This window comes from Streptomyces sp. B21-105 (genome assembly GCF_036898465.1).
Classification (GTDB): Bacteria; Actinomycetota; Actinomycetes; order Streptomycetales; family Streptomycetaceae; genus Streptomyces.
The window spans coordinates 5755044-5775977 of record NZ_JARUMJ010000001.1; the positions used below are offsets into that span (position 1 = coordinate 5755044).

Genomic DNA, 20934 nt, shown 5'->3' on the forward strand with positions numbered 1-20934 from the left:
GCGGGGGTCACCACGGTCACCACGCCCCCTGGCGGACCAGATGGCGGCGGAGCTTTCCGGTGGCGGTGCGCGGCAGGGACGTCACGAAGCTGACGCTCCTGGGCACCTTGAAGGCGGCGAGGCGCTCGCGCGCCAGCGCGAGGAGGTCGTCCTCGAGACCGGCGGCGACCGGGCCGGCGGGGACGACGAAGGCGCGCAGCCGGCTGGAGCCGCGCCCGTCCGTGACGGCGGCGACCGCGACCTCGCGCACCGCCGGACCGGTCCGCAGCACGGCCTCCACCTCCAGCGGGGAGACGGTGATCCCGCCGACCATCTCCATGTCGTCGGTGCGGCCCAGATGCCGGTAGGAGCCGTCCGGCTCGCGACGGGCCCGGTCGTGGGTGGCCAGCCAGCCGCCGACCAGGGTGCGCGCGGTGTCCTCCGGCCGGTTCAGATAGCCCGACGTCAGCGTCGGCCCGCGCACCCACATCTCGCCGTCCGCGCCGTCCGGCACCGGCCGCCCGGCCCGGTCCCGCAGCTCCACCTCGAACCCCGGCACAGGACGCCCGACGGTGCCCGGACGGTCGTGGCCGAGACTGTTGGCGCAGAAGGCGTGACCGGCCTCGGTGGAGCCGATCTGCTCCAGCACGGGCGCGCCGAGCAGTTCGGCGACCCGGACGCCGAGCCCGTCCGGCAGGCCCTCGCCCGCCGACACCGCCGCCCGCACCGAGGCGAAGCAGGCGGTGTGCCCGCTGCCCCGGTCGGCGACCAGCGCCGCGTACGCCGACGGCACCGAGTAGAGGAGGGTGACCCGGTGCCGGGCGACGAGCTCGTCGACGGCGGCGGGCGTCGGACGCCGGTCCACCAGGACGGCGGACGACCCGGAGAACAGCGGGAAGACGAAGGCGTTGCCGAAGCCGTACGCGAAGTACAGCTTCGACACCGACAGGGTGACGTCGTCCTCGGTGACGCCGAGCAGCCGCCGGCCGATCAGGTCGTGGTACGCCTTCGGGTCGCCGTGCGCGTGCACGACGCCCTTCGGACGGCCCGTGGTGCCGGAGGTGTACTGCACGTACAGCGGCGCGTGCGCGTCGACCGGGTGGACGGCGGCCGGCTCGGCGGCGGAGGCCAGCGCGAGAAGCTCGTCGGCCCCGAGCCGCGCCCGTCCGGCGAAGCGGTCCCCCCGCTCCCCCCGGTCCTCTCGGTTCTCCCGGTCCTCCAGCCCCGGCCCGGTCAGGCAGAGCACGGCCTCGGCGTCCTCGGCCATGAACGCGTGCTCGGCGGCGGGCAGTTCGGGGTTGACCAGGACGGCGACGGCCCCGAGACGGGCGACGCCGAGGAAGGCCGCCACCCACGCCACCGAGTCGGGCAGCGCGAGCACCACCCGGTCGCCGGCCCGCACCCCGTGCGCCGCGAGCACCGTGGCCGCCCGCGCCCCGAGGTCGTGCACCTCGCCGTGGGTCCAGCGCCGGTGCCCCTGGTGGAACGCGGCCCGCCCGGCCCAGCCCCGCCGCCCGGCGAGGTCGACCAGCTGCGCGGCGAGGTTGCCGGGCGCGTCGCCGTCGCCGTTCCTCCTCGGCCGGGGCACGGCCGAGGCGCGCGGAGCCGCCGCGGCGGGGGACACCGTCGTGACCTGAGGTGCTGCCGGGGCCTGTGGAGCTGTCGTGACCCGGGATGTCGTCGTGGGCTGCCGGTTCGTCATCGGGAGGCCTCCTCGGCGGTGGCGGGCCCCGGCTGCGAGGCCGCCGCCCCGTCCTCGGCGTCCTCCCGCAGGGCCCGCATCTGCGCGGCCGTCTTCAGCAGCATCTCGTCGTACTCCGCGACCGGATCGGAGTCGAGGACGATCGCGCCCCCCGCCCCCAGCTGCATCGAACCCTCGGCGAGGACCGCGGTGCGGATGACGATGTTCAGGTCCGCGCCGCCGCTGCAGCCCAGATAGCCGAGCGCACCCGCGTACACGCCGCGCGCCTGGGTCTCCAGCTGGTCGATGATCTCCATCGTGCGCAGCTTCGGCGCGCCCGTCATCGAGCCGCCGGGGAAGCAGGCGCGCACGCAGTCCACCGCGTCGGTGTCCTCGCGCAGCCGTCCCTCCACGGTGGAGACGAGCTGGTGCACGGTCGCGTACGTCTCGGCGGCCATGAGCCGGGAGACCCGCACGGTGCCGGTCCGGCAGACCCGCCCCAGGTCGTTGCGGAGCAGGTCGACGATCATCAGGTTCTCGGCGCGCGTCTTGGCGTCGGCCGCCAGCGCGTCCCGCAGCCGGGCGTCCTCCAGCGGATCGGCGCCGCGCGGCGCGGTGCCCTTGATGGGCTTGGCCTCGGCGACCCCGTCCCGGGTGATCCGCAGGAACCGTTCCGGAGAGGAGCCGGCCACGTCGAGGTCGCCGAGTCGCAGGAACGCCGCGTAGGGGGCGGGGTTGACGCGACGCAGCGTCCGGTAGAAGGCGAGGGCGTCGGCCGGTGCGGGTAACCGGGCGGCGTCGGTCAGGCAGATCTCGTAGCTGACGCCCGCGGCGAGCTCCCGCCGGCAGGCCTCGATGTCCGCGAGGTAGGTCGCGCGGTCCCGCACCAGCCACGGCTCGACGGCTCCGAGGTCCGCCTGCGCCGACGGTCCGGCGGGGGCCGCCTGGGGCCGTGCCCGGTCGGACTCGGCGGGCAGCGAGGTGAGCCGGGCCAGCGTGGCCTCGAGCCAGTCGGCGGCCTCCAGGGCGGCCTGCGGGGTGTCCTCGGCCAGGCAGACGGCGTAGGTGAAGCCCTCCTGGTGGTCCACCGCGACCAGCCGGTCGGCGAACAGCCAGCAGGCGTCCGGGACGGTGGACCGGTGCCGGTTCGGGGAGCCGCAGTCTGCCTTCGTCTCGTAACCGAAGTAGCCGACGTAGCCGCCGGTGAAGTCGAAGGGCAGCCCGGTGGCGTCGACCCGGCGGCTGGCGAGCTGCCGCTTGAGGTAGTCGAAGACACTCGCGCGGACCTTGCGCGTCGGCCGTCCCGCCCGCTCGATCTCGCAGCGCCCGGCCTCGACGTCGTAGCGGACGAACTCGGCGAGCGGACCGCTGTCGTCGCCGAAGAACGAGAAGCGGGACAGGCCGCGCTCGACCCGGGAGCTGTCCAGCCAGAACGCCCGCGCCGATTCGGCGTGCAGCCGGGTGAAGGCGGCCTCCGCGTCGATCGCCACGGCGATGCGGCGGGTGTGCAGCCGGTAGGCGGGCCCGCTCGCCCGGCGCGGGCCGGGGACGGTCACCGTCTGCCGCGGCATCGCGGCGGCCGCCGGCGTGACCGCGGTGTTCTTCGTCCGCGTCTTGCGGGCCCGCTCGGCCGTGAGGTTGCGGAAGTTCACCAGCATTCGGTGGCCGTACTCGGTGAGCACCGACTCCGGGTGGAACTGCACGCCCCACAGCGGTCGTTCGCGGTGCCGCAGACCCATCAGGACGCCGTCCTCCGCCCAGGCCGTGGCCTCCAGGGAGTCGGGCAGCGGCTCGCGCACGGCCAGCGAGTGGTAGCGGACGGCGGTGAAGTTCTGCGGCAGCCCCTGGAACAGGTCCCGCTCGTCGTGCCGGACAGCCGACAGATGCCCGTGCCGGGGCTGCGGGGCCGCCGACACCTGGCCGCCCTCCTCGAGCGCGATGCCCTGGTGGCCGAGGCAGACGCCGAGCACCGGCAGCGGGCACTCGGCCAGCACACGGGCGCTGATGCCGAAGTCACGCGCCTTCGCCGGATGCCCGGGACCCGGCGACACCACCACGTTGTCGAACGCCGTGAGGTCGGGGAAGGCGTCCAGGGGGGCGTCGTTGAGGATCACCACCGGCTCCTCGCCGTTGACCTCGGCGATCAGCTGGAACAGGTTGTACGTGTACGAGTCGTAATTGTCGATGAGCAGGGTTTTCACCCGCCCACCTCCCTAGGGTCGTTCTCTGGCCTACGCGGTGCGTTTGTGGCGACCGCGGAGCGCCTGGAGCGGTGGATACAGCCATTTCTTGAAGAAACGCTGGAGGCGGGGCATGAGAATCCAGGTGACGAGGGCCGTCACGCACAGACACAACAGCAGCGTACGCACGAAAGGATTGAGTCCGCCGAGATAGGGAAGCACGATCAGATTGAACAGGAGCACCGGCGGGAAAACGGCGCTCATATTCACGAACCACAACTTCCATTTCGACGGCGGACCCGGCGGGGCCTGCGGTTTCGGCGCGTCCGCCTGGGCGTCGAACCACGCTCTGGAGCCCCGCACGCTACGGCGGTCCGTCTGCCGGGCGATGCCCTGCGTCCGGGCGTCCCACCGCACCCGGGCGTCCGAGTTCTCCCAGGCGCGGGTCGCGCCCTCGCTGACGAAGCGATAGACCACATGCCATTCCGCCCCTTCGTCGACGAGCACACCACCTCCCAGGAATCCGGGCTGCTGTGCGCTCGCGCCCAACATGCCCCACCCCCAGGAATGAAAGTCGGCCTCTCGGCCCGGCACCACGTGATAAGCGGTGGTGACGGTGACGGGATTACTGGTCACACCGTCGAGTACGCGTCAGAGAGCGCTTGCGTTCACAGGTCCTTCAAACTTTTACAAGTGTCTTCCGTTGTCCGAAAGGAGGCTTTGGGTGGGTCTCGTCACCCCTGCTGACAGAAAGGAAAAGAAAAACGGACCGCAGGGGAGCGCGCGCCGCCGCCGAGCCGCGTTCGGCCGCTCTCAGCCCGGTGTCTAGGCTGTTCACCGGAGATCGCCGTAGGGGCGATGCGACCAGGGGGAGACACGGACATGGCGGAAACGCGTCGACGACTTCGTTCGGGCACGGTCGTGCTCGGGGGTGTGGGGCTGCTCGCCACCGCCCTCACCGCCTGTTCCTCCGACCCCGACAAGCGCTGCGTCGACCGCGACAGCTACACCCTCGCCAAGGGGTACAAGGTCGTCGCCGACAAGAACTGCAAGTCCTCCAAGAGCACGTCGGGCAGCGTCTGGTACTACGGCGGCAAGAAGAAGGGCTCCTGGGTCGAGGGCGGCTCCCTCAGCAAGCCGGGCAAGGGATCCGGCGGCTCGGGCGGGTCGAGCAGCGGTAGCGGCGGCGGCAGCGGCGTCGACCGCGGCGGCTTCGGCGGGGACGGCGACGGCGGCAGCGGCAGCCACAAGGGCAGCTCCGGCGGCTGAGCGCCCGGACGACCGGCGATCCGGCGACCGGCGATCCGGCGACCGGACGCCCCGAACGACCGGACGCCCCGAACGACCGGACGACCCGGCGACCGTACGACCGAGCGGCTGAACAGGACACCGTCACCCATGCGACGTCACACCGTCGAACCGCGCCCCGGCTGGCAGCGGACCGTCGAGGAGCAAGGCCTCGTCTATCCCCTCACCCGTCACCCCGACGGCAGCCTGCGCCCCTACTGGGACGAGAGCGCCTACTACGCCTTCAGCCTCGACGAGGTCGAGGCGCTGGAGGAGACCGTCGAGGAACTGCACGCCCTGTGCCTGACCGCGGCCGAGCACCTGGTGGACGCCGGCCGCCTCACCGACCTCGGCATCACCGACCCGCGGATCGCGGCGGCGGTCGCCGAGGCCTGGCGGCGGCGCGCCGAACTCCCCTCCGTCTACGGCCGGTTCGACCTCCGCTACGACGGGACGGGCCCGGCGAAGCTCCTGGAGTACAACGCCGACACCCCCACCTCCCTCGTCGAGGCCGCCTCCCCCCAGTGGTTCTGGATGGAGGACCGCTTCCCCGGCGCCGACCAGTGGAACTCCCTGCACGAACGCCTGGTCGCCGCCTGGAAGAAGCAGGCCCCGCTGCTCCCGCCCGGCAACCCCCTCTACTTCGCGCACTCCTCGGCCGACGAACTCGGCGAGGACCTGATGACGGTCGCCTACCTCAAGGAGACCGCCGAGCAGGCCGGCCTGGACACCGACTGGATCTCCATGGAGGAGATCGGCTTCGACCCGCTGTCCGGCCGCTTCGTCGACGGCCAGCTCCGCTTCATCCGCAGCTGCTTCAAGCTCTACCCCTGGGAATGGCTCACCACCGACCGCTTCGCCGGCCACGTCCTCGACACCCTCGACAACGGCGGCGGCACCGGCAGCACCCTGTGGATCGAACCCGCCTGGAAGATGCTCCTCAGCAACAAGGCGCTGCTCGCCGTCCTGTGGGAGCTGAACCCCGGCCACCCGCACCTGCTGCCCGCCTACCTGGACGGCCCGCGCGACCTCGCGGAGACCGCCGGCTACGTCGCCAAGCCGCTGCTCGGCCGCGAGGGGGCCGGCGTCACGATCCACGAGAAGGGCGCCGATCCCGTGGTCCGGGACGACGAGCCCTGCTGCTACCAAAAGCTCGCCCCGCTCCCCGCCTTCGACGGCAACCACGTCGTCCTCGGCGCGTGGGTCGTGGACGGCGAGTCGGCCGGCCTCGGCATCCGCGAGTCCGCCGGCCTGATCACGGACGAGTACGCCCGCTTCGTCCCGCACGTGATCCTCTGACCGGGAGCCGGTAGGGTGCGGAGTGGGCCGTGACTGGCGCGCTGGGATGGGACGGACCATCGGGGAGCGGCCCGTGAGCAGTGACAGTGCCGTGCGCCTGGGCCGAACCGAACTCGCCGTACGCCACGTCCGGAGGTCCCGATGCCCGAGAATTCCGCACCCCTGTCCACCGAGTCCGCCGCCGTGCGGGCCGCCCTCGACGTCGTCCGCGCCGTCGAGCCGCGCGTCGCCGACGCCATCGGCCAGGAGCTCACCGACCAGCGCGAGATGCTCAAGCTGATCGCCTCGGAGAACTACGCCTCCCCGGCCACCCTCCTCGCGATGGGCAACTGGTTCAGCGACAAGTACGCCGAGGGCACCGTCGGCCGCCGCTTCTACGCCGGCTGCCGCAACGTGGACACCGTCGAGGCGCTCGCCGCCGAGCACGCCCGCGAGCTCTTCGGCGCCCGCCACGCCTACGTCCAGCCGCACTCCGGCATCGACGCCAACCTCGTCGCCTTCTGGGCCGTCCTCGCCGACCGCGTCGAGGCCCCGTTCCTGGAGAAGACCGGCGCCCGCCAGGTCAACGACCTCTCCGACGCCGACTGGGCCACGCTGCGCCAGGCCTTCGGCAACCAGCGCATGCTCGGCATGTCCCTGGACGCCGGCGGCCACCTCACGCACGGCTTCCGCCCGAACATCTCCGGAAAGATGTTCGACCAGCGCTCCTACGGCACGGACCCCGCCACCGGCCTCATCGACTACGACGCGCTGCGCGTCTCGGCCCGCGAGTTCAAGCCGATGATCATCGTCGCGGGCTACTCGGCGTACCCCCGGCTGGTGAACTTCCGGATCATGCGCGAGATCGCCGACGAGGTCGGCGCGACCCTCATGGTCGACATGGCGCACTTCGCGGGCCTGGTCGCCGGCAAGGTCCTGACCGGCGACTTCGACCCGGTCCCGCACGCCCAGATCGTCACCACGACCACCCACAAGTCGCTGCGCGGCCCGCGCGGCGGCATGGTCCTGTGCGACGACTCCCTCAAGGACCAGGTCGACCGCGGCTGCCCGATGGTCCTCGGCGGCCCGCTCCCGCACGTCATGGCCGCCAAGGCCGTCGCCCTCGCCGAGGCCCGGCAGTCCTCCTTCCAGGACTACGCGCAGCGCATCGTCGACAACGCGCGCGCTCTCGCCGAGGGCCTGACGCGGCGCGGCGCGACCCTGGTCACCGGCGGCACGGACAACCACCTGAACCTGATCGACGTCGCCTCCTCCTACGGCCTCACCGGCCGGCAGGCCGAGGCCGCGCTGCTCGACTCGGGCATCGTCACCAACCGCAACGCGATCCCGGCCGACCCGAACGGCGCCTGGTACACCTCCGGCATCCGCATCGGCACCCCCGCGCTGACCACCCGCGGTCTCGGCCTGGCGGAGATGGACGAGGTGGCTGGCCTGATCGACCGGGTCCTCACCGCCGCCGAGCAGGGCACCACGAAGTCGGGCGCGCCGTCGAAGGCCTCCCACGTCCTGGACGGGAAGATCGCGGACGAGATCTCCCGCCGCGCGACCGACCTGGTCGCGGGCTTCCCGCTTTACCCGGAGATCGACCTCGGCTGAGCCGGCGGCGTCCCGGGCGGCCCGCGCGGCCGCCCGGGACCCGTTCCGGGTCCGACCGGGACCCGTTCCGGGTGGTCCCCGCGCTCTGAGACAATAAGAGGCATGGCCTCAGACCGACCCCGCGTGCTCTCCGGAATTCAGCCCACCGCAGGCTCGTTCCACCTCGGCAACTACCTCGGCGCCGTCCGCCAGTGGGTGGCCCTGCAGGAGTCCCACGACGCCTTCTACATGGTCGTCGACCTGCACGCGATCACGGTCCCGCAGGACCCGAAGGAGCTCGGCGCGAACACCAGGCTGGCCGCCGCCCAGCTCCTCGCGGCCGGCCTCGACCCCGAGCGCTGCACGCTGTTCGTCCAGAGCCACGTTCCCGAGCACGCGCAGCTCGCCTGGGTCATGAACTGCCTCACCGGCTTCGGCGAGGCCAGCCGGATGACGCAGTTCAAGGACAAGTCCGCCCGGCAGGGCGCCGACCGCGCGAGCGTTGGCCTTTTCACGTACCCGATCCTCCAGGTCGCCGACATCCTGCTCTACCAGGCCCACGAGGTCCCGGTCGGCGAGGACCAGCGCCAGCACATCGAGCTCACCCGCGACCTCGCCGAGCGTTTCAACGGCCGCTACGGCGAGACGTTCACGATCCCGAAGCCGTACATCCTGCGCGAGACCGCGAAGATCTACGACCTCCAGGACCCGTCGATCAAGATGAGCAAGTCGGCGTCCACGCCGAAGGGCCTCATCAACCTGCTCGACGATCCGAAGGCCACCGCGAAGAAGGTCAAGAGCGCGGTCACCGACACCGACACGGTGATCCGCTACGACACCGAGAACAAGCCGGGTGTCAGCAACCTGCTCACGATCCTCTCGACGCTGACCGGCCGCAGCGTCCCCGAGCTGGAGCTCGCCTACGAGGGCAAGCTCTACGGCGCGCTCAAGACGGACCTCGCCGACGTCGTCGTCGACTTCGTGACGCCGTTCCGGGACCGCACCCAGCAGTACCTGGACGACCCCGAGACGCTCGACTCGATCCTCGCCAAGGGTGCCGAGAAGGCGCGCGCCGTGGCCGCCGAGACGCTGTCGCGGACGTACGAGCGGATGGGCTTCCTGCCCGCGAAGCACTGAAGGCACAGGGAAGCACCGAAAGCGCCGGGAAGCACTGAAGGCGCTGAGGAGCACTCGGGGCGCACCGCACACATGTTCCTCGGGGCAGAGCGCTGCACATCACTCCGTCTGCGCCTGCCCAGAGCACAGCCGTGGTCGTACAGTCGATAGCCGTACGACTGAGTACGAACCCGGCACCACACTCCGCCACCCCGCCATCACCACATGACGACATGACGACAGGAGAAGACGTGGGGACCGTAACGATCGGCGTGTCGATCGCGGTCCCGGAGCCGCACGGCAGCCTGCTCCAGGAGCGGCGCGCAGGCTTCGGCGACGCCGCGGCTCACGGCATCCCCACCCACGTCACGCTTCTGCCGCCGACCGAGATCGACGCGGGCGCGCTGCCCGCCGTCGAGGCGCACCTCACCGAGGTCGCGGCGGCCGGCCGGCCCTTCCCGATGCGGCTGTCCGGCACCGGGACGTTCCGGCCGCTGTCGCCGGTGGTCTACCTGCGGGTCGTGCAGGGCGCGGAGGCCTGCGCCCGGCTCCAGCAGCGCATCCGGGAGGGCTCCGGGCCCCTCGTGCGCGAGCTGCAGTTCCCGTACCACCCGCATGTCACCGTCGCGCACGGCATCGACGAGGCGGCGATGGACCGGGCCTTCGAGGAACTGGCCGGCTACGAGGCCGAGTGGCCCTGCACCGGCTTCGCCCTCGCCGAGCAGGGCGCCGACGGCGTCTGGCGCAAGCTCCGTGAGTACCCCTTCGGCGGCACGGTGGTGCCTCCGCAGGCCGCCCACGTCGACCGGGGCTCCCTGCCGACGCGGTGAGCCGAGGCCGACGGGTTCAGAGCGGCAGACGCCGGAACAGTCCCCGCGGCAGGTGGCGCAGGGCGGACATCACCGCCCGCAGCGCCCCTGGCGCCCACACCGTCTCCGAGCGGCGCCGCAGTCCCAGCTCGACGGCCACGGCGACCGCCTCCGGCGTGGTCGGCAGCGGCCCCTCCTGCCGCCCGGCCGTCGTCTTCGTCCGCACGAACCCGGGGCGTACGACCATGACGTGGACGCCGGTGCCGTGCAGGGCGTCGCCCAGGCCCTGCGCGAAGGCGTCCAGGCCGGCCTTGCTGGAGCCGTAGATGAAGTTCGCGCGGCGGGCCCGCTCGGCGGCGACCGAGGAGAACACGACCAGCGAGCCGTGTCCCTGCGCCTGCAGGGCCTGCGCGGCGATCAGGCCGGCCGACACCGCCCCTGTGTAGTTGGTCTGCGCGACGCGCACCGCGGCCGCCGGATCGCGCTCGTCGTGCGCCTGGTCGCCGAGGACGCCGAAGGCGAGCAGCACCAGATCGACGTCGCCCTCGGCGAACACCTTCCCGAGGGCGCTCTCGTGGGACTCCGGCTCCAGCGCGTCGAACGACACGGTGTGGACGTCCGCCCCCAGCGGCCGCAGCTCCGCGGCGGCCGACTCCAGGGCCGGCGACGGCCGCCCGGCCAGCCACACCGTGCGGGTGCGGCGGGCGATCAGCCGGCGCGCGGTGGCCAGCGCGATCTCGGACGTGCCGCCGAGGACGAGCAGGGACTGGGGGAGGCCGAAGGCGTCCTTCATGAGGGCTCCTGAGGAACGGTGTCGGAAACGGTCTCGGAAACGGTCTCGGCAGGGATGTCGGTGACCGTATCGCCCCTGCTTGAGCGACTGGTTGTGAAACGTGACGATCATCCCTGAAACGGGTGATCAAACGGGTGATTGATGAGATGTCGCCTGACCACGTACTCGTGCCCCCTCCTCGGCGTCATCCTCGCGGAGCAGGGCAGAGTGGGCTCATGGACTGGCTGAGAAAGCTGCCCGGCATCGGGCCGTGGGTCGCGCGCCTGATGACCACGCACGCATGGCGGTCGTACGAGCGCCTGGACCGTGTGAAGTGGACGCGGCTCGCCGCCGCGATGACCTTCGTCAGCTTCGTCGCGCTGTTTCCGCTCCTCACGGTGGCCGCGGCCGTCGCCGCCGCCACGCTGGGCGAGTCCCGGCAGCAGGAGCTCCAGGACAAGATCACCGACCAGGTCCCCGGCATCTCCGACCAGATCGACGTCAACGGCCTGGTCGAGAACGCCGGCACCGTCGGGTCCATCGCCGGCGCCGTCCTGCTGCTCACCGGCATCGGCTGGGTCGGGCAGATGCGGGACTGTCTGCGCGCGGTGTGGGAGCTGCCCGACAAGGACGAGAACCCGGTCCTCGCCAAGATCAAGGACGCCGGCGTGCTCGTCGGCCTCGGCGGCGCGCTCCTGCTGACCCTCGCCATCTCCACCGTCGCGTCGGCGCTGGTCGGCTGGATCACCGACGAGCTCGGGATCGACCAGGCCGGCTGGAGCAGCGTCCTGCTGCGGGCCGCCGCGTTCGCCGTCGCCGTCCTCGCCGACTTCCTGCTGCTGCTCTACGTCCTCACCCTGCTGCCCGGCGTCGAACCGCCCCGCCGCCGGCTCGTCGTCGCCGCGTTCCTCGGCGCCGTCGGCTTCGAGCTGCTGAAACTGCTGCTCAGCGGCTACATGCAGGGCGTGGCCGCGAAGAGCATGTACGGCGCGTTCGGCGTGCCCATCGCCCTGCTGCTGTGGATCAACTTCACCGCGAAGCTGGTCCTGTACTGCGCGGCCTGGACGGCGACCGGCAGTGCACCCGACGAGCCCGGGGACATCGACGTCAGCGACGACGTCGTACCAGGTCCGGCAGCGGCCAGCGCCGGTTGACCAGCCACGCGCCGCCCGCGAGCAGCACCAGCAGACCGCCGGTGATGGCCAGCGCGATCCACATGCCGCCGGAGCCGTCGTCCGCCACGGCGCCCGCCACCGGCTTCCCCGACGCGTTCCCCGCGCCGCCCGCCTGCCCGCCCCCCGCGGACGAGGACGGGTTCGCGCCGGGCTGGGCGCTCGACTGCGCGGCGTTCCTCGGCGCGATCAGCTCGCCCACCGGCGTCACCTTGCCGGCCGCCTGGAAGCCCCAGTCGAACAGGGCGGCGGTCTCCTTGTAGACCTCGTTGTGGTCGGACTTCGCCGGGTTCATGACCGTGACGAGCAGCACCTTGCCGTTCCGCTCGGCGACGCCGGTGAAGGTGGCGCCCGCGTTGGTGGTGTTGCCGTTCTTCACGCCCGCGATGCCGGGGTACTGGGAGATGTCGTAGTCGCCGCTGAGCAGCCGGTTGGTGTTCTGGATCTCGAAGGTCCCGCGGCTGGGCTTGCCCTTCTTGTTCTTCGTCGTCGCACCGGGGAACTTGGCCGAGACCGTCGAGCAGTACTCCCGGAAGTCCTTCTTCTGCAGGCCGGAACGGGCGAACAGGGTCAGGTCGTACGCCGAGGAGACCTGTCCGGGCGCGTCGTAGCCGTCCGGGGAGACGACGTCGGTGTCGAGGGCCTGCAGTTCGTCGGCGTGCTCGTTCATCTGGGCGACCGTGGCGGCGACGCCGCCGTTCATCGCGGACAGGACGTGCACGGCGTCGTTGCCCGACCGCAGGAAGACGCCGAGCCACAGGTCGTGGACCGTGTACGTCTCGCCTTCCTTTATGCCGACGAGGCTGGAACCGGCGCCGACGCCGGCCATGTCCTTCGGGGCGACCTTGTGCGCGGTGGTCCGGGGGAAGCGCGGCAGCACCGTGTCGGCGAACAGCATCTTCAGCGTGCTCGCCGGGGGCAGCCGCCAGTGCGCGTTGTGCGCGGCCAGCACAGCGCCCGACTCGGCGTCCGCGACGATCCACGACCGCGCCGTCAGGTCCTTCGGCAGCACCGGCGCGCCGCCCGCGATCGTCACCTGGGTGCCGGCCTGCCCGAGCCGGGCGCCGCCCACGGTCGACATCTTCGCCGGCGGAGCGACCGAGGGACTGGCCGACGCCGAGGCCCCCTTCGAGGCCCCGGCGGACGGCGAGCCCGACGCGGGCTTCGACGCGGACGGCGACGGCGAGGGCGACGGCGAGAGGGGCGCCGACGGGGGCGGGATCGGCACGGCGAGCGAGACGGGCGCGGTCAGCGCGAGGGCTGCCAGGGTTGCGGAGGTGACCAGCAGGGAACGCCTGACGGTCTGCTTCATGGGTGCGGGCACGACGCAGAACGTACCCGGCCCGCGACGCGAAGTCCCGTTCCCCTCCCCACCCCGGTCACGAAACAGGAATCCGGGCGGCGATACTGAACGCATGACGCTCAGCCGCCGCCTCTCCTGGTTCCTGCTCGCCTTCGGGGTGTGGAGCTGGATCATCTGGGTCACTTTCGTCAAGAACCTGGTCAAGGACAGCAGCGGGCTCGCGTTCGAGGACGGCGACCCCACCGCGTACTTCTGGGTGCATCTCACGCTGGCCGTCGTCTCCTTCGTATTGGGGACGGTCGTCGGGGCCATCGGGTTGCGTGGTCTGCGCGCACTCGGCCGGAAGTCGTAGCCATGGTGATCGTCTTCGCGCTCCTCGCGCTGACCGTGCTGGTCACGGCCAACTGGTACCTGTGGCGCCGGCTGTTCCGCGACACCACCCACGGCCCCGGCCGGGCCCGCCGCGGCGGCGCCGCGCTCATCGCCGGCGGCTGGGCCCTGGCGATCGGCGCCCTGATCGCCGAGCGGGCCGGCGCCCCCTTCTGGCTCCAGCGGGTCCTCGCCTGGCCTGGCTTCCTGTGGCTGGCCCTGTCGATCTACCTGCTGCTGGGCGTCGTCGTGGGTGAGGCGGTACGGCCGCTGCTGCGCCGTTTCCTGGAGAAGCGGGCGCGCGCCGCGGCCCCGGCCGGGACGGCCGTCGCCCACCCACGGCCGGACCCGGTACCGGTGGGCGCGCCCACGGGGTCGGGGAAGCCCGAACCGGGCCGGCCGGCGTCCGAGAAGCCGGCGTCCGAGGATCCGGAGGCCGAGCGGACCGCGTCCGAGCGGACCGCGTCCGAGCGGACCGCGTCCGGGAAGCCGGGCCTCGGGGCGCCCTCGCCGTCCCGTCGGCTGTTCGTCTCCCGGGTGGCGGCCGGCGCGGCGGCCGCGGCCGCCGCCGGTACCGTCGGCTACGGCACCTACGGCGTGCTGCGCGGCCCCCGGGTCAAGCGGGTGACCGTGCCCCTCGCCAAGCTTCCGCGGGCCGCCCACGGTTACCGGATCGCGGTGGTCAGCGACATCCACCTGGGCCCGGTGCTGGGCCGCGGCTTCGCCCAGAAAGTCGTGGACACGATCAACGCGACGCAGCCCGACCTGATCGCGGTCGTCGGCGACCTCGTCGACGGCAGCGTCAAGGACCTCGGCCCGGCGGCCGCCCCGCTCTCGCAGCTGAGGGCCCGTCACGGCAGCTACTTCGTCACCGGCAACCACGAGTACTTCTCCGGCGCCGAGAGCTGGGTGGAGGAGGTGCGGCGGCTCGGCCTCACCCCGTTGGAGAACGCGCGCACCGAGCTCGCCTGGTTCGACCTCGCCGGCGTCAACGACATCGCCGGCGAGAGCGAGGGTCAGGGCCCCGACTTCACCCGGGCGCTGGGCGGCCGTGACACCGCGCGCGCGTGCGTGCTCCTCGCCCACCAGCCGGTCCAGATCCACGATGCCATGCGTCACGGCGTCGACCTCCAGCTCTCCGGACACACCCACGGCGGTCAGCTGTGGCCCGGCAACCTCGTCGCCGCCGCCGCGAATCCCACCCTGGCGGGACTGGAACGCCACGGCGACACCCAGCTGTACGTGTCCCGGGGCGCCGGCGCCTGGGGTCCGCCCACGCGCGTCGGCGCGCCGTCCGACATCACCGTCGTCGAACTGGCCTCCCGGCACGTCTGACGGAGGCTAGGGCAGGCGGCCCTGACGCCCCGTCGAGTCCCTTTCCGGGAAGCTGAGAAGGAGCTGTCGACTACCCGGCCCTGAAGGGCCGGGTCTGCAGACAGAGTGCGACATGGTGCCCCACCGTGGTCCCCTGCGTCCGGAACTAGCTTGCGCCGGTTCTGGCGGTTGACTGCGCCCCGCTGCCCCGCTGCCCCGCTGCCCCGCTGCCCCGCTGCCCCGCTGCCCCGCTGCCCCGCTGCATCGGCCCGGTGGGTGTGCCAGCTCTCGGAGCACTGACGGGAGGTGTTGCGCGGGTCCACGTGGACCCGAGTTCGAGGTTGCCGTGACCGCCCTGGGCGACGGCTCCTGCCTGATAGAGGTAGCCACCCCCCTATGACCCGACACCGCCCCCGGCCCCTCGGCCCGCCTGACACTCACGCTCGGCGGGGCCCGCCCGGCTCACGCCTCGGCCGGGCCCGGTGGGTTCTTCTTGACCGGGTCCGGCAGCGCGTTGGTCATCCCGGGCAGGAAGTCCGTGAACAGGTCGTGCACTTCGAGGACGAGCGGCCGCAGCACCCGGAACCGGGCCAGCGCCACCCCCCGGGCGGTGAGGCGCGCACCCCGCCCGGCCAGCCGGTAGCTGCGTTCGCGGCCCGCCGTGCGGTCGTAGATCCAGTACATGACGAGGCCCATCTGCGAGAGCCACATCAGCTCGGGCAGCACCTCCCGCAGTTCCTCCGGCACCTTCGCCTTCGACCCCGCGAGCACCTCCTTGTGGACGGCTATGGCCTGCACGCGCGCGGGCTCCGACTCGGCGGAGAACGGGCTGAGCGGGCTGTCCGGGTCGGCGGCGTTCTTGAAGAACTGGACGGCGAACTCGTGGTACGGCTCTGCCACCTCCAGCCACACCCGCAGCACCCCCGCCAGCCGGGCCTCCAGGCTCGTCTCCCGCGCCAGGACCTCCCGGACGGCCTCCCGGTGCTCGGCGGCGAGCCGGTCGTAGAAGCCCTGGATCAGATGCTCCTTGCCGGCGAAGTAGTAGTACGCGTTGCCGACCGAGACCCCGGCCTCCTTGGCGATGGCCCGCATCGTCGTCTTGTCGTAGCCGCGTTCCTGGAACAGCCGCATCGCCGTCTCCAGGATCAGGGCGCGGGTCTGCTCGGACTTGGACGCGGGAGTCCCGGAGGACTCGGTCGGGGAAGCGGCCTCGGCGGGACCGTCGTTGTTCGCGGGCACGGGACAAGAGCCTAGTCAGTGGCGCAGACGCCGTCCGCACAGGCAGGCGGGTCGTACAGCCAGCCCAGGTGCGGGTCGTACGACCAGCCGTCGCCGCGCCGGTACACGCCCCCGCCCCAGCCGGTCGCCGGCTCCTGCCCCCGGCGCCACTTTGCGGCGGCGAGCACGGCGGCCCGCGCGACCTTCGCCCCGGCGGGGGTGCTCAGCCGGTGGGACAGCGGCCGGTGCTCACGCAACGCCCACAGGGTGACGATCCAGGCGGCGGCGCCCTGGTAGACCTGGCCCGCGTCGCCGACGACGGTGATCTCGTCGAGGGTGGCGCGGTGGTCGAGGCCGGGGAAGCGGGCGCACGCCTGCGCCGACCCCGCCGGGACGAACTCCAGCGGCACCAGCTGCGGCTGCCGGCGCAGCCAGTCGCAGAGGAAGCCGCACAGCGAGCACTCGGCGTCGTGCAGGACGGTGAGCCGGCGGACCGGGACGCGGAGCGCGTCCCGGTCGGCGGCGGCCTGCGCCGCGATGGTGTCCTGCGCGGCCCGGTGGGCCGTCATGGTGCTCACGCCCCGGTCGCGGGCGCCGACGGGGCGGTCCAGCCCTGCGGGGCGACGGGCGGCAGCTGCTCCCGCTCCATGATCCCGCGCCGCCGGATCCGGTTGAGCACGTACACGTTGGCCAGGTGCATCGCGCCCAGCACCAGCAGCACCACGCCCAGCTTGGTCGACAGGGCCTCGAAGATGCCCCGGGTGTCCTCGATGGTGTCGTCACCGCTCAGGTACAGGGCGACGAACCCGAGGTTGACCAGGTAGAACCCGACCACCAGGAGGTGATTGACGGCGTCGGCGAGCTTCTCGTTGCCCTGGAGCACGTCGGCGAGGAAGACCCGCCCGTTGCGACTGAGGGTCCTGGCCACCCAGACGGTCAGCCCGATGCTGACGATCAGGTAGACGACGTAGGCGATGACCGTGCGGTCCATGTTCCCCACCTCTTCTTGAACGCGTTCAAAACGCTGTCAGGGATGACTGTAGCCCTGCTTTTGAACATGTTCAACTCAAATGTGGGGGCGTGCGGGAGCGATGGGCCGAGGGTTCGCCCGGGCGGGGGAGGAACGGTGGCCGAAAGGGCTTGTGCGCCGTGGGGATCCGTGGGGCGGCCGAGGCCGTGCTGGGGCATCCTCTTCCGGCTGCCCTCAAGGACTTCTGGCGGCTCGCGGACGGCGCGCACGACGAGGACGGTTTCGCCGTCGTCTGCTCGGTCGGCGAAGTGATGGGCCGCAACCTGGAGTTTCGGAGCTCGGCCGACTTCCGCGGCCTCTACATGCCGTTCGACCCGCTGCTGCTGTTCGGCGAGAGCGCCGGCGGCGACCTGTTCGCCTGCGTCGTCAAGCCGCAGCGGCCGGAGGTCTTCGTCTGGGACCACGAGAACGACATCCGCCGCTGGGCGGCGAACGACCTGGAGGACTACCTGCGCCGGCGTCTCGGCAGCGACGACCCGGAGTGGTACGCGTCGTGGTGACGGAGGGTCAGTCGCTCTTCCTCGGGCGGCCCGCCGCGAGGATCTCGGCCGCCTCCAGGGTGACCGTCGCGCCGATGACGTCGGGCAGCGTGACGGACTGCCCCGGCGCGTAGAACTGGTGGTTGTCGTAACCGCCCACGACCGGCTCGGTGAGGACGTGGACACGCTGGTGCTTGCGGTCGACGATGACGTAGACGGGCACCTTGGCCTGGGCGTACGCGGCGACCTTGGTTTTGAGGTCGTCCTTCCAGTTCCCCGAGGTCACCTCGAGCACCAGGCGGAAGCAGCCGGGGTCGTACGCGTTGTTCTCCACGAAGTGGTCGTCGATGTCCGCGTCGACGATCACGAGGTCGGGAATCGCGTAGTCCTCCGCGCCCGTCGGCAGCCACAGCCCGACGTTCTGCAGGACCTCGCTGTCGCCGTCGTCGAGCCCTGCTGCGATGAACGGTCGCATGAGCTTCGTCAGAGCGCGGGCGTGCGGGGCATCCGGTGAAGGGGTCACGAGGAGGTGGCCTCCGATGATCTCGACGCGGTAGCCCGGATGGCGCTCCATGATCTCGTCGGCGATCGCCGTCAGGGAGAACGGCTCGTCGTCGGTGTAGGGCTGCTCGACGGATGCAGCGGACATCGCGTGCCTCCTTGGGGCTGGTGTCGAGAGCATCATCGTAGGCCGGGGTGCGCTCAGGTGTCTCTCTTGATCACGTTCACCCGATCGTGGTGTGCCAGGCCCGAGGGCCCCGCCCCCGGTGGCGAAACCGGGAGACGGGGCCCTCGTGGACGTACCGTGACGCAGCTCAGAAGCGGCGGGTGATCAGGGCCTTCTTGACCTCCGCGATCGCCTTCGTGATCTCGATGCCGCGCGGGCAGGCGTCCGTGCAGTTGAACGTGGTGCGGCAGCGCCAGACGCCGTCCTTGTCGTTCAGGATCTCCAGCCGCTGCTCGCCCGCCTCGTCACGCGAGTCGAAGATGAAGCGGTGGGCGTTGACGATCGCCGCCGGGCCGAAGTACTGGCCGTCGTTCCAGAACACCGGGCAGGACGACGTGCAGGCCGCGCACAGGATGCACTTCGTCGTGTCGTCGAACCGCTCGCGGTCCTCGGCCGTCTGGAAACGCTCCCGGGTCGGCTCGTTGGTGTCCTTCGTGATCAGGAAGGGCATCACGTCCCGGTACGCCTGGAAGAACGGCTCCATGTCGACGACCAGGTCCTTCAGGACCGTCAGGCCCTTTATGGGCTCGACCGTGATCGGCTTCTCGGGGTTGATGTCCTTGATCAGCGTCTTGCACGCCAGACGGTTCTTGCCGTTGATCCGCATCGCGTCCGAGCCGCAGATGCCGTGGGCGCAGGAACGGCGGAAGGTGAGCGTGCCGTCGAGCTCCCACTTGATCTTGTGCAGACCGTCGAGGACGCGCTCCTTGGGGTCGATCTCCAGCTGGAAGTCGTCCCAGACCGCCTCCGCCGAGACCTCCGGGTTGAACCGGCGGATGCGGAAGGTGACGGTGATGTACGGGGAGTCGGCGAAGCCGGGCTCGGGGGCGCCGGCCGCGTCCGCCTTGTCGAGGGTCGGGGTAGCCATCAGTACTTACGCTCCATCGGCTGGTAGCGGGTCTGGACGACCGGCTTGTAGTCGAGACGGACGGTCTCGGTGCCGTCGTCGCCCACCTCGCGGTACGCCATGGTGTGGCGCATGAAGTTGACGTCGTCGCGGTTGGGGTAGTCCTCGCGGTAGTGGCCGCCGCGGGACTCCTTACGGGCCAGCGCCGACACCGCCATGACCTCGGCCAGGTCGAGCAGGTTGCCCAGCTCGACGGCCTCCAGCAGGTCCGTGTTGAACCGCTTGCCCTTGTCCTGGATCGAGACGTTCTTGTACCGCTCGCGCAGCTCGGCGATCTTCTCGACCGCCGTCTTGATCGTCTGCTCGGTGCGGAACACCATGACGTTCGCGTCCATGGTCTCCTGCAGCTCGCGGCGCAGGACCGCCACGCGCTCGGTGCCCGTGGCGGAGCGCAGCCGCTCCACCTGGTCGACGACCAGCTGCGCGGGGCTGTCCGGCAGCTCGACGAAGTCCGCCTTCTGGGAGTACTCGGCGGCGGCGATGCCGGCCCGCTTGCCGAACACGTTGATGTCCAGCAGCGAGTTGGTGCCCAGGCGGTTGGCGCCGTGCACCGACACGCAGGCGACCTCGCCGGCCGCGTACAGGCCCGGGACGACCGTCGTGTTGTCGCGCAGGACCTCGCCCTCGACGTTCGTCGGGATGCCGCCCATGGCGTAGTGCGCGGTCGGCTGGATCGGGATCGGGTCCGTGTAGGGCTCGATGCCGAGGTAGGTGCGCGCGAACTCCGTGATGTCGGGCAGCTTGGCGTCCAGCTGCTCCGGCGGGAGGTGGGTGAGGTCCAGGTAGACGTGGTCGCCCTCGGGACCGCAGCCGCGGCCCTCGCGGATCTCGGTGTAGATCGAGCGGGAGACGACGTCACGGGACGCGAGGTCCTTCATGACCGGCGCGTACTTCTCCATGAAGCGCTCGCCGTCCTTGTTGCGCAGGATGCCGCCCTCGCCGCGGGCGCCCTCCGTCAGCAGGATGCCCATGCGCCAGATGCCGGTCGGGTGGAACTGGAAGAACTCCATGTCCTCCAGCGGCAGACCGCGGCGGTAGACCGCCGCCTGGCCGTCGCCCGTCAGCGTGTGCGCGTTCGACGTCACCTTGAAGAACTTGCCGCAGCCGCCGGACGCGTAGATCACGGCCTTCGCCTGGAAGACGTGGATCTCGCCGGTGGCCAGCTCGTACGCCACGACGCCGGCGGACTTCTTGACGCCGTCGACCTCGGTGATCAGCTGGTCGAGGACGTAGAACTCGTTGTAGAACTCCACGCCCTCCTTCACGCAGTTCTGGTACAGCGTCTGCAGGATCATGTGGCCGGTGCGGTCGGCCGCGTAGCAGGACCGGCGGACCGGGGCCTCGCCGTGGTTGCGGCTGTGACCGCCGAAGCGGCGCTGGTCGATCGTGCCGTCGGGCGTCCGGTTGAACGGCAGGCCCATCTTCTCCAGGTCGAGGACGGAGTCGATGGCCTCCTTCGCCAGGATCTCGGCGGCGTCCTGGTCGACCAGGTAGTCACCGCCCTTGACCGTGTCGAAGGTGTGCCACTCCCAGTTGTCCTCCTCCACGTTGGCGAGCGCGGCGGCCATGCCGCCCTGCGCGGCGCCCGTGTGGGAGCGGGTGGGGTAGAGCTTGGTCAGCACGGCGGTGCGGCTGCGCTTCGTCGACTCGATGGCGGCGCGCATACCGGCGCCGCCGGCGCCGACGATGACGGTGTCGTACTTGTGGATCTTCATGA

The 20934-nt window shown here is 71.5% G+C and carries 20 protein-coding genes and 1 riboswitch; of the genes, 9 read left to right on the forward strand and 11 right to left on the reverse strand.

All coding sequences use genetic code 11. The features are described from left to right. Positions 1-16: 16 nt before the first annotated feature. Genes QA802_RS26080 through QA802_RS26090 form a run of 3 tightly spaced genes read right to left on the reverse strand, consistent with a single transcriptional unit; the run spans position 17 to position 4476 of the window. On the reverse strand, positions 17-1681 hold the full coding sequence (locus QA802_RS26080) for a benzoate-CoA ligase family protein (RefSeq protein ID WP_334527254.1): 1665 nt from the start codon (positions 1679-1681) through the stop codon (positions 17-19). Further along, positions 1678-3861, reverse strand: coding sequence for an aminodeoxychorismate synthase component I (gene pabB, locus QA802_RS26085; protein ID WP_334527257.1), 2184 nt, complete (start codon positions 3859-3861; stop codon positions 1678-1680). Before pabB ends, QA802_RS26080 begins: the two co-directional genes overlap by 4 nt. Positions 3862-3891: 30 nt before the next feature. Further along, positions 3892-4476, reverse strand: a complete 585-nt coding sequence (locus tag QA802_RS26090; protein ID WP_334527260.1) for an antibiotic biosynthesis monooxygenase — start codon at positions 4474-4476, stop codon at positions 3892-3894. Positions 4477-4722: 246 nt separating this feature from the next. Here QA802_RS26090 and QA802_RS26095 point away from each other — a divergent pair, with 246 nt between their 5' ends. The 5 genes from QA802_RS26095 (at position 4723) to QA802_RS26115 (ending at position 9947) form a co-directional block, all read left to right on the forward strand. Continuing rightward, the gene (locus QA802_RS26095; RefSeq protein ID WP_334527263.1) at positions 4723-5109 is read left to right on the forward strand and encodes a hypothetical protein; all 387 of its coding nucleotides are present in this window, start codon (positions 4723-4725) and stop codon (positions 5107-5109) included. Between the two features lie 129 nt (positions 5110-5238). Beyond that, entirely contained in the window at positions 5239-6426 is a 1188-nt protein-coding gene (locus QA802_RS26100; RefSeq protein WP_334527265.1) for a glutathionylspermidine synthase family protein, read from the forward strand. A gap of 19 nt (positions 6427-6445) precedes the next feature. Next, positions 6446-6536, forward strand: a riboswitch (ZMP/ZTP riboswitch). A gap of 31 nt (positions 6537-6567) precedes the next feature. After that, positions 6568-8022 (forward strand): glycine hydroxymethyltransferase, encoded by a 1455-nt coding sequence (locus tag QA802_RS26105; protein ID WP_334527268.1) that lies wholly within the window; start codon positions 6568-6570, stop codon positions 8020-8022. Between the two features lie 102 nt (positions 8023-8124). Next, positions 8125-9138 carry a tryptophan--tRNA ligase gene (gene trpS / locus QA802_RS26110; RefSeq protein WP_334527271.1) on the forward strand — a complete coding sequence of 338 codons (1014 nt, stop codon included), beginning with the start codon at positions 8125-8127 and terminating at the stop codon, positions 9136-9138. Between the two features lie 230 nt (positions 9139-9368). Beyond that, the gene (locus QA802_RS26115) at positions 9369-9947 is read left to right on the forward strand and encodes a 2'-5' RNA ligase family protein (RefSeq protein ID WP_334527274.1); all 579 of its coding nucleotides are present in this window, start codon (positions 9369-9371) and stop codon (positions 9945-9947) included. A 16-nt stretch (positions 9948-9963) separates the two neighbouring features. Here the strand turns inward: QA802_RS26115 and dprE2 are convergent, their stop codons facing one another. Continuing rightward, the gene (gene dprE2 / locus QA802_RS26120) at positions 9964-10719 is read right to left on the reverse strand and encodes a decaprenylphospho-beta-D-erythro-pentofuranosid-2-ulose 2-reductase (RefSeq protein WP_334527278.1); all 756 of its coding nucleotides are present in this window, start codon (positions 10717-10719) and stop codon (positions 9964-9966) included. A gap of 215 nt (positions 10720-10934) precedes the next feature. Here dprE2 and QA802_RS26125 point away from each other — a divergent pair, with 215 nt between their 5' ends. Further along, positions 10935-11852, forward strand: coding sequence for a YihY/virulence factor BrkB family protein (locus QA802_RS26125; protein WP_334527280.1), 918 nt, complete (start codon positions 10935-10937; stop codon positions 11850-11852). Here the strand turns inward: QA802_RS26125 and QA802_RS26130 are convergent. Further along, on the reverse strand, positions 11806-13194 hold the full coding sequence (locus QA802_RS26130) for a D-alanyl-D-alanine carboxypeptidase family protein (protein WP_334527281.1): 1389 nt from the start codon (positions 13192-13194) through the stop codon (positions 11806-11808). The two genes, QA802_RS26125 and QA802_RS26130, sit on opposite strands and share 47 nt — an antisense overlap. Positions 13195-13285: 91 nt before the next feature. Between QA802_RS26130 and QA802_RS26135 the strand changes: the two genes are divergently transcribed. Together QA802_RS26135 and QA802_RS26140 are read left to right on the forward strand one after the other, a co-directional pair. Then, the gene (locus tag QA802_RS26135; RefSeq protein ID WP_334527283.1) at positions 13286-13525 is read left to right on the forward strand and encodes an SCO4848 family membrane protein; all 240 of its coding nucleotides are present in this window, start codon (positions 13286-13288) and stop codon (positions 13523-13525) included. A 2-nt stretch (positions 13526-13527) separates the two neighbouring features. After that, positions 13528-14877, forward strand: coding sequence for a metallophosphoesterase (locus tag QA802_RS26140; RefSeq protein ID WP_334527286.1), 1350 nt, complete (start codon positions 13528-13530; stop codon positions 14875-14877). Between the two features lie 441 nt (positions 14878-15318). Here the strand turns inward: QA802_RS26140 and QA802_RS26145 are convergent, their stop codons facing one another. From QA802_RS26145 to QA802_RS26155, 3 genes are read right to left on the reverse strand one after another with little or no spacing between them, the layout of a single operon-like run. Next, positions 15319-16095: a TetR/AcrR family transcriptional regulator gene (locus QA802_RS26145; protein WP_319164439.1), complete on the reverse strand. Its 777-nt coding sequence runs from the start codon at positions 16093-16095 to the stop codon at positions 15319-15321. 11 nt (positions 16096-16106) lie between these two features. Beyond that, positions 16107-16643: a thiol-disulfide oxidoreductase DCC family protein gene (locus tag QA802_RS26150; protein WP_334534888.1), complete on the reverse strand. Its 537-nt coding sequence runs from the start codon at positions 16641-16643 to the stop codon at positions 16107-16109. A 5-nt stretch (positions 16644-16648) separates the two neighbouring features. Further along, positions 16649-17065 carry a hypothetical protein gene (locus tag QA802_RS26155; protein WP_334527293.1) on the reverse strand — a complete coding sequence of 139 codons (417 nt, stop codon included), beginning with the start codon at positions 17063-17065 and terminating at the stop codon, positions 16649-16651. A gap of 158 nt (positions 17066-17223) precedes the next feature. On the opposite strand from QA802_RS26155, the gene QA802_RS26160 reads away from it, so the two are divergent. Next, positions 17224-17604, forward strand: a complete 381-nt coding sequence (locus tag QA802_RS26160; protein WP_334527296.1) for an SMI1/KNR4 family protein — start codon at positions 17224-17226, stop codon at positions 17602-17604. Positions 17605-17611: 7 nt separating this feature from the next. Here the strand turns inward: QA802_RS26160 and QA802_RS26165 are convergent, their stop codons facing one another. The 3 genes from QA802_RS26165 to sdhA form a co-directional block, all read right to left on the reverse strand. Beyond that, positions 17612-18232, reverse strand: a complete 621-nt coding sequence (locus tag QA802_RS26165) for a Uma2 family endonuclease (protein WP_334527300.1) — start codon at positions 18230-18232, stop codon at positions 17612-17614. Positions 18233-18398: 166 nt separating this feature from the next. Then, on the reverse strand, positions 18399-19178 hold the full coding sequence (locus QA802_RS26170; protein ID WP_334527303.1) for a succinate dehydrogenase iron-sulfur subunit: 780 nt from the start codon (positions 19176-19178) through the stop codon (positions 18399-18401). After that, complete coding sequence (gene sdhA, locus QA802_RS26175; protein WP_334527305.1) at positions 19178-20932, reverse strand: succinate dehydrogenase flavoprotein subunit; 1755 nt, start codon at positions 20930-20932, stop codon at positions 19178-19180. The genes QA802_RS26170 and sdhA overlap by 1 nt, the downstream gene beginning before the upstream one ends. Between the last annotated feature and the right edge of the window lie 2 nt (positions 20933-20934).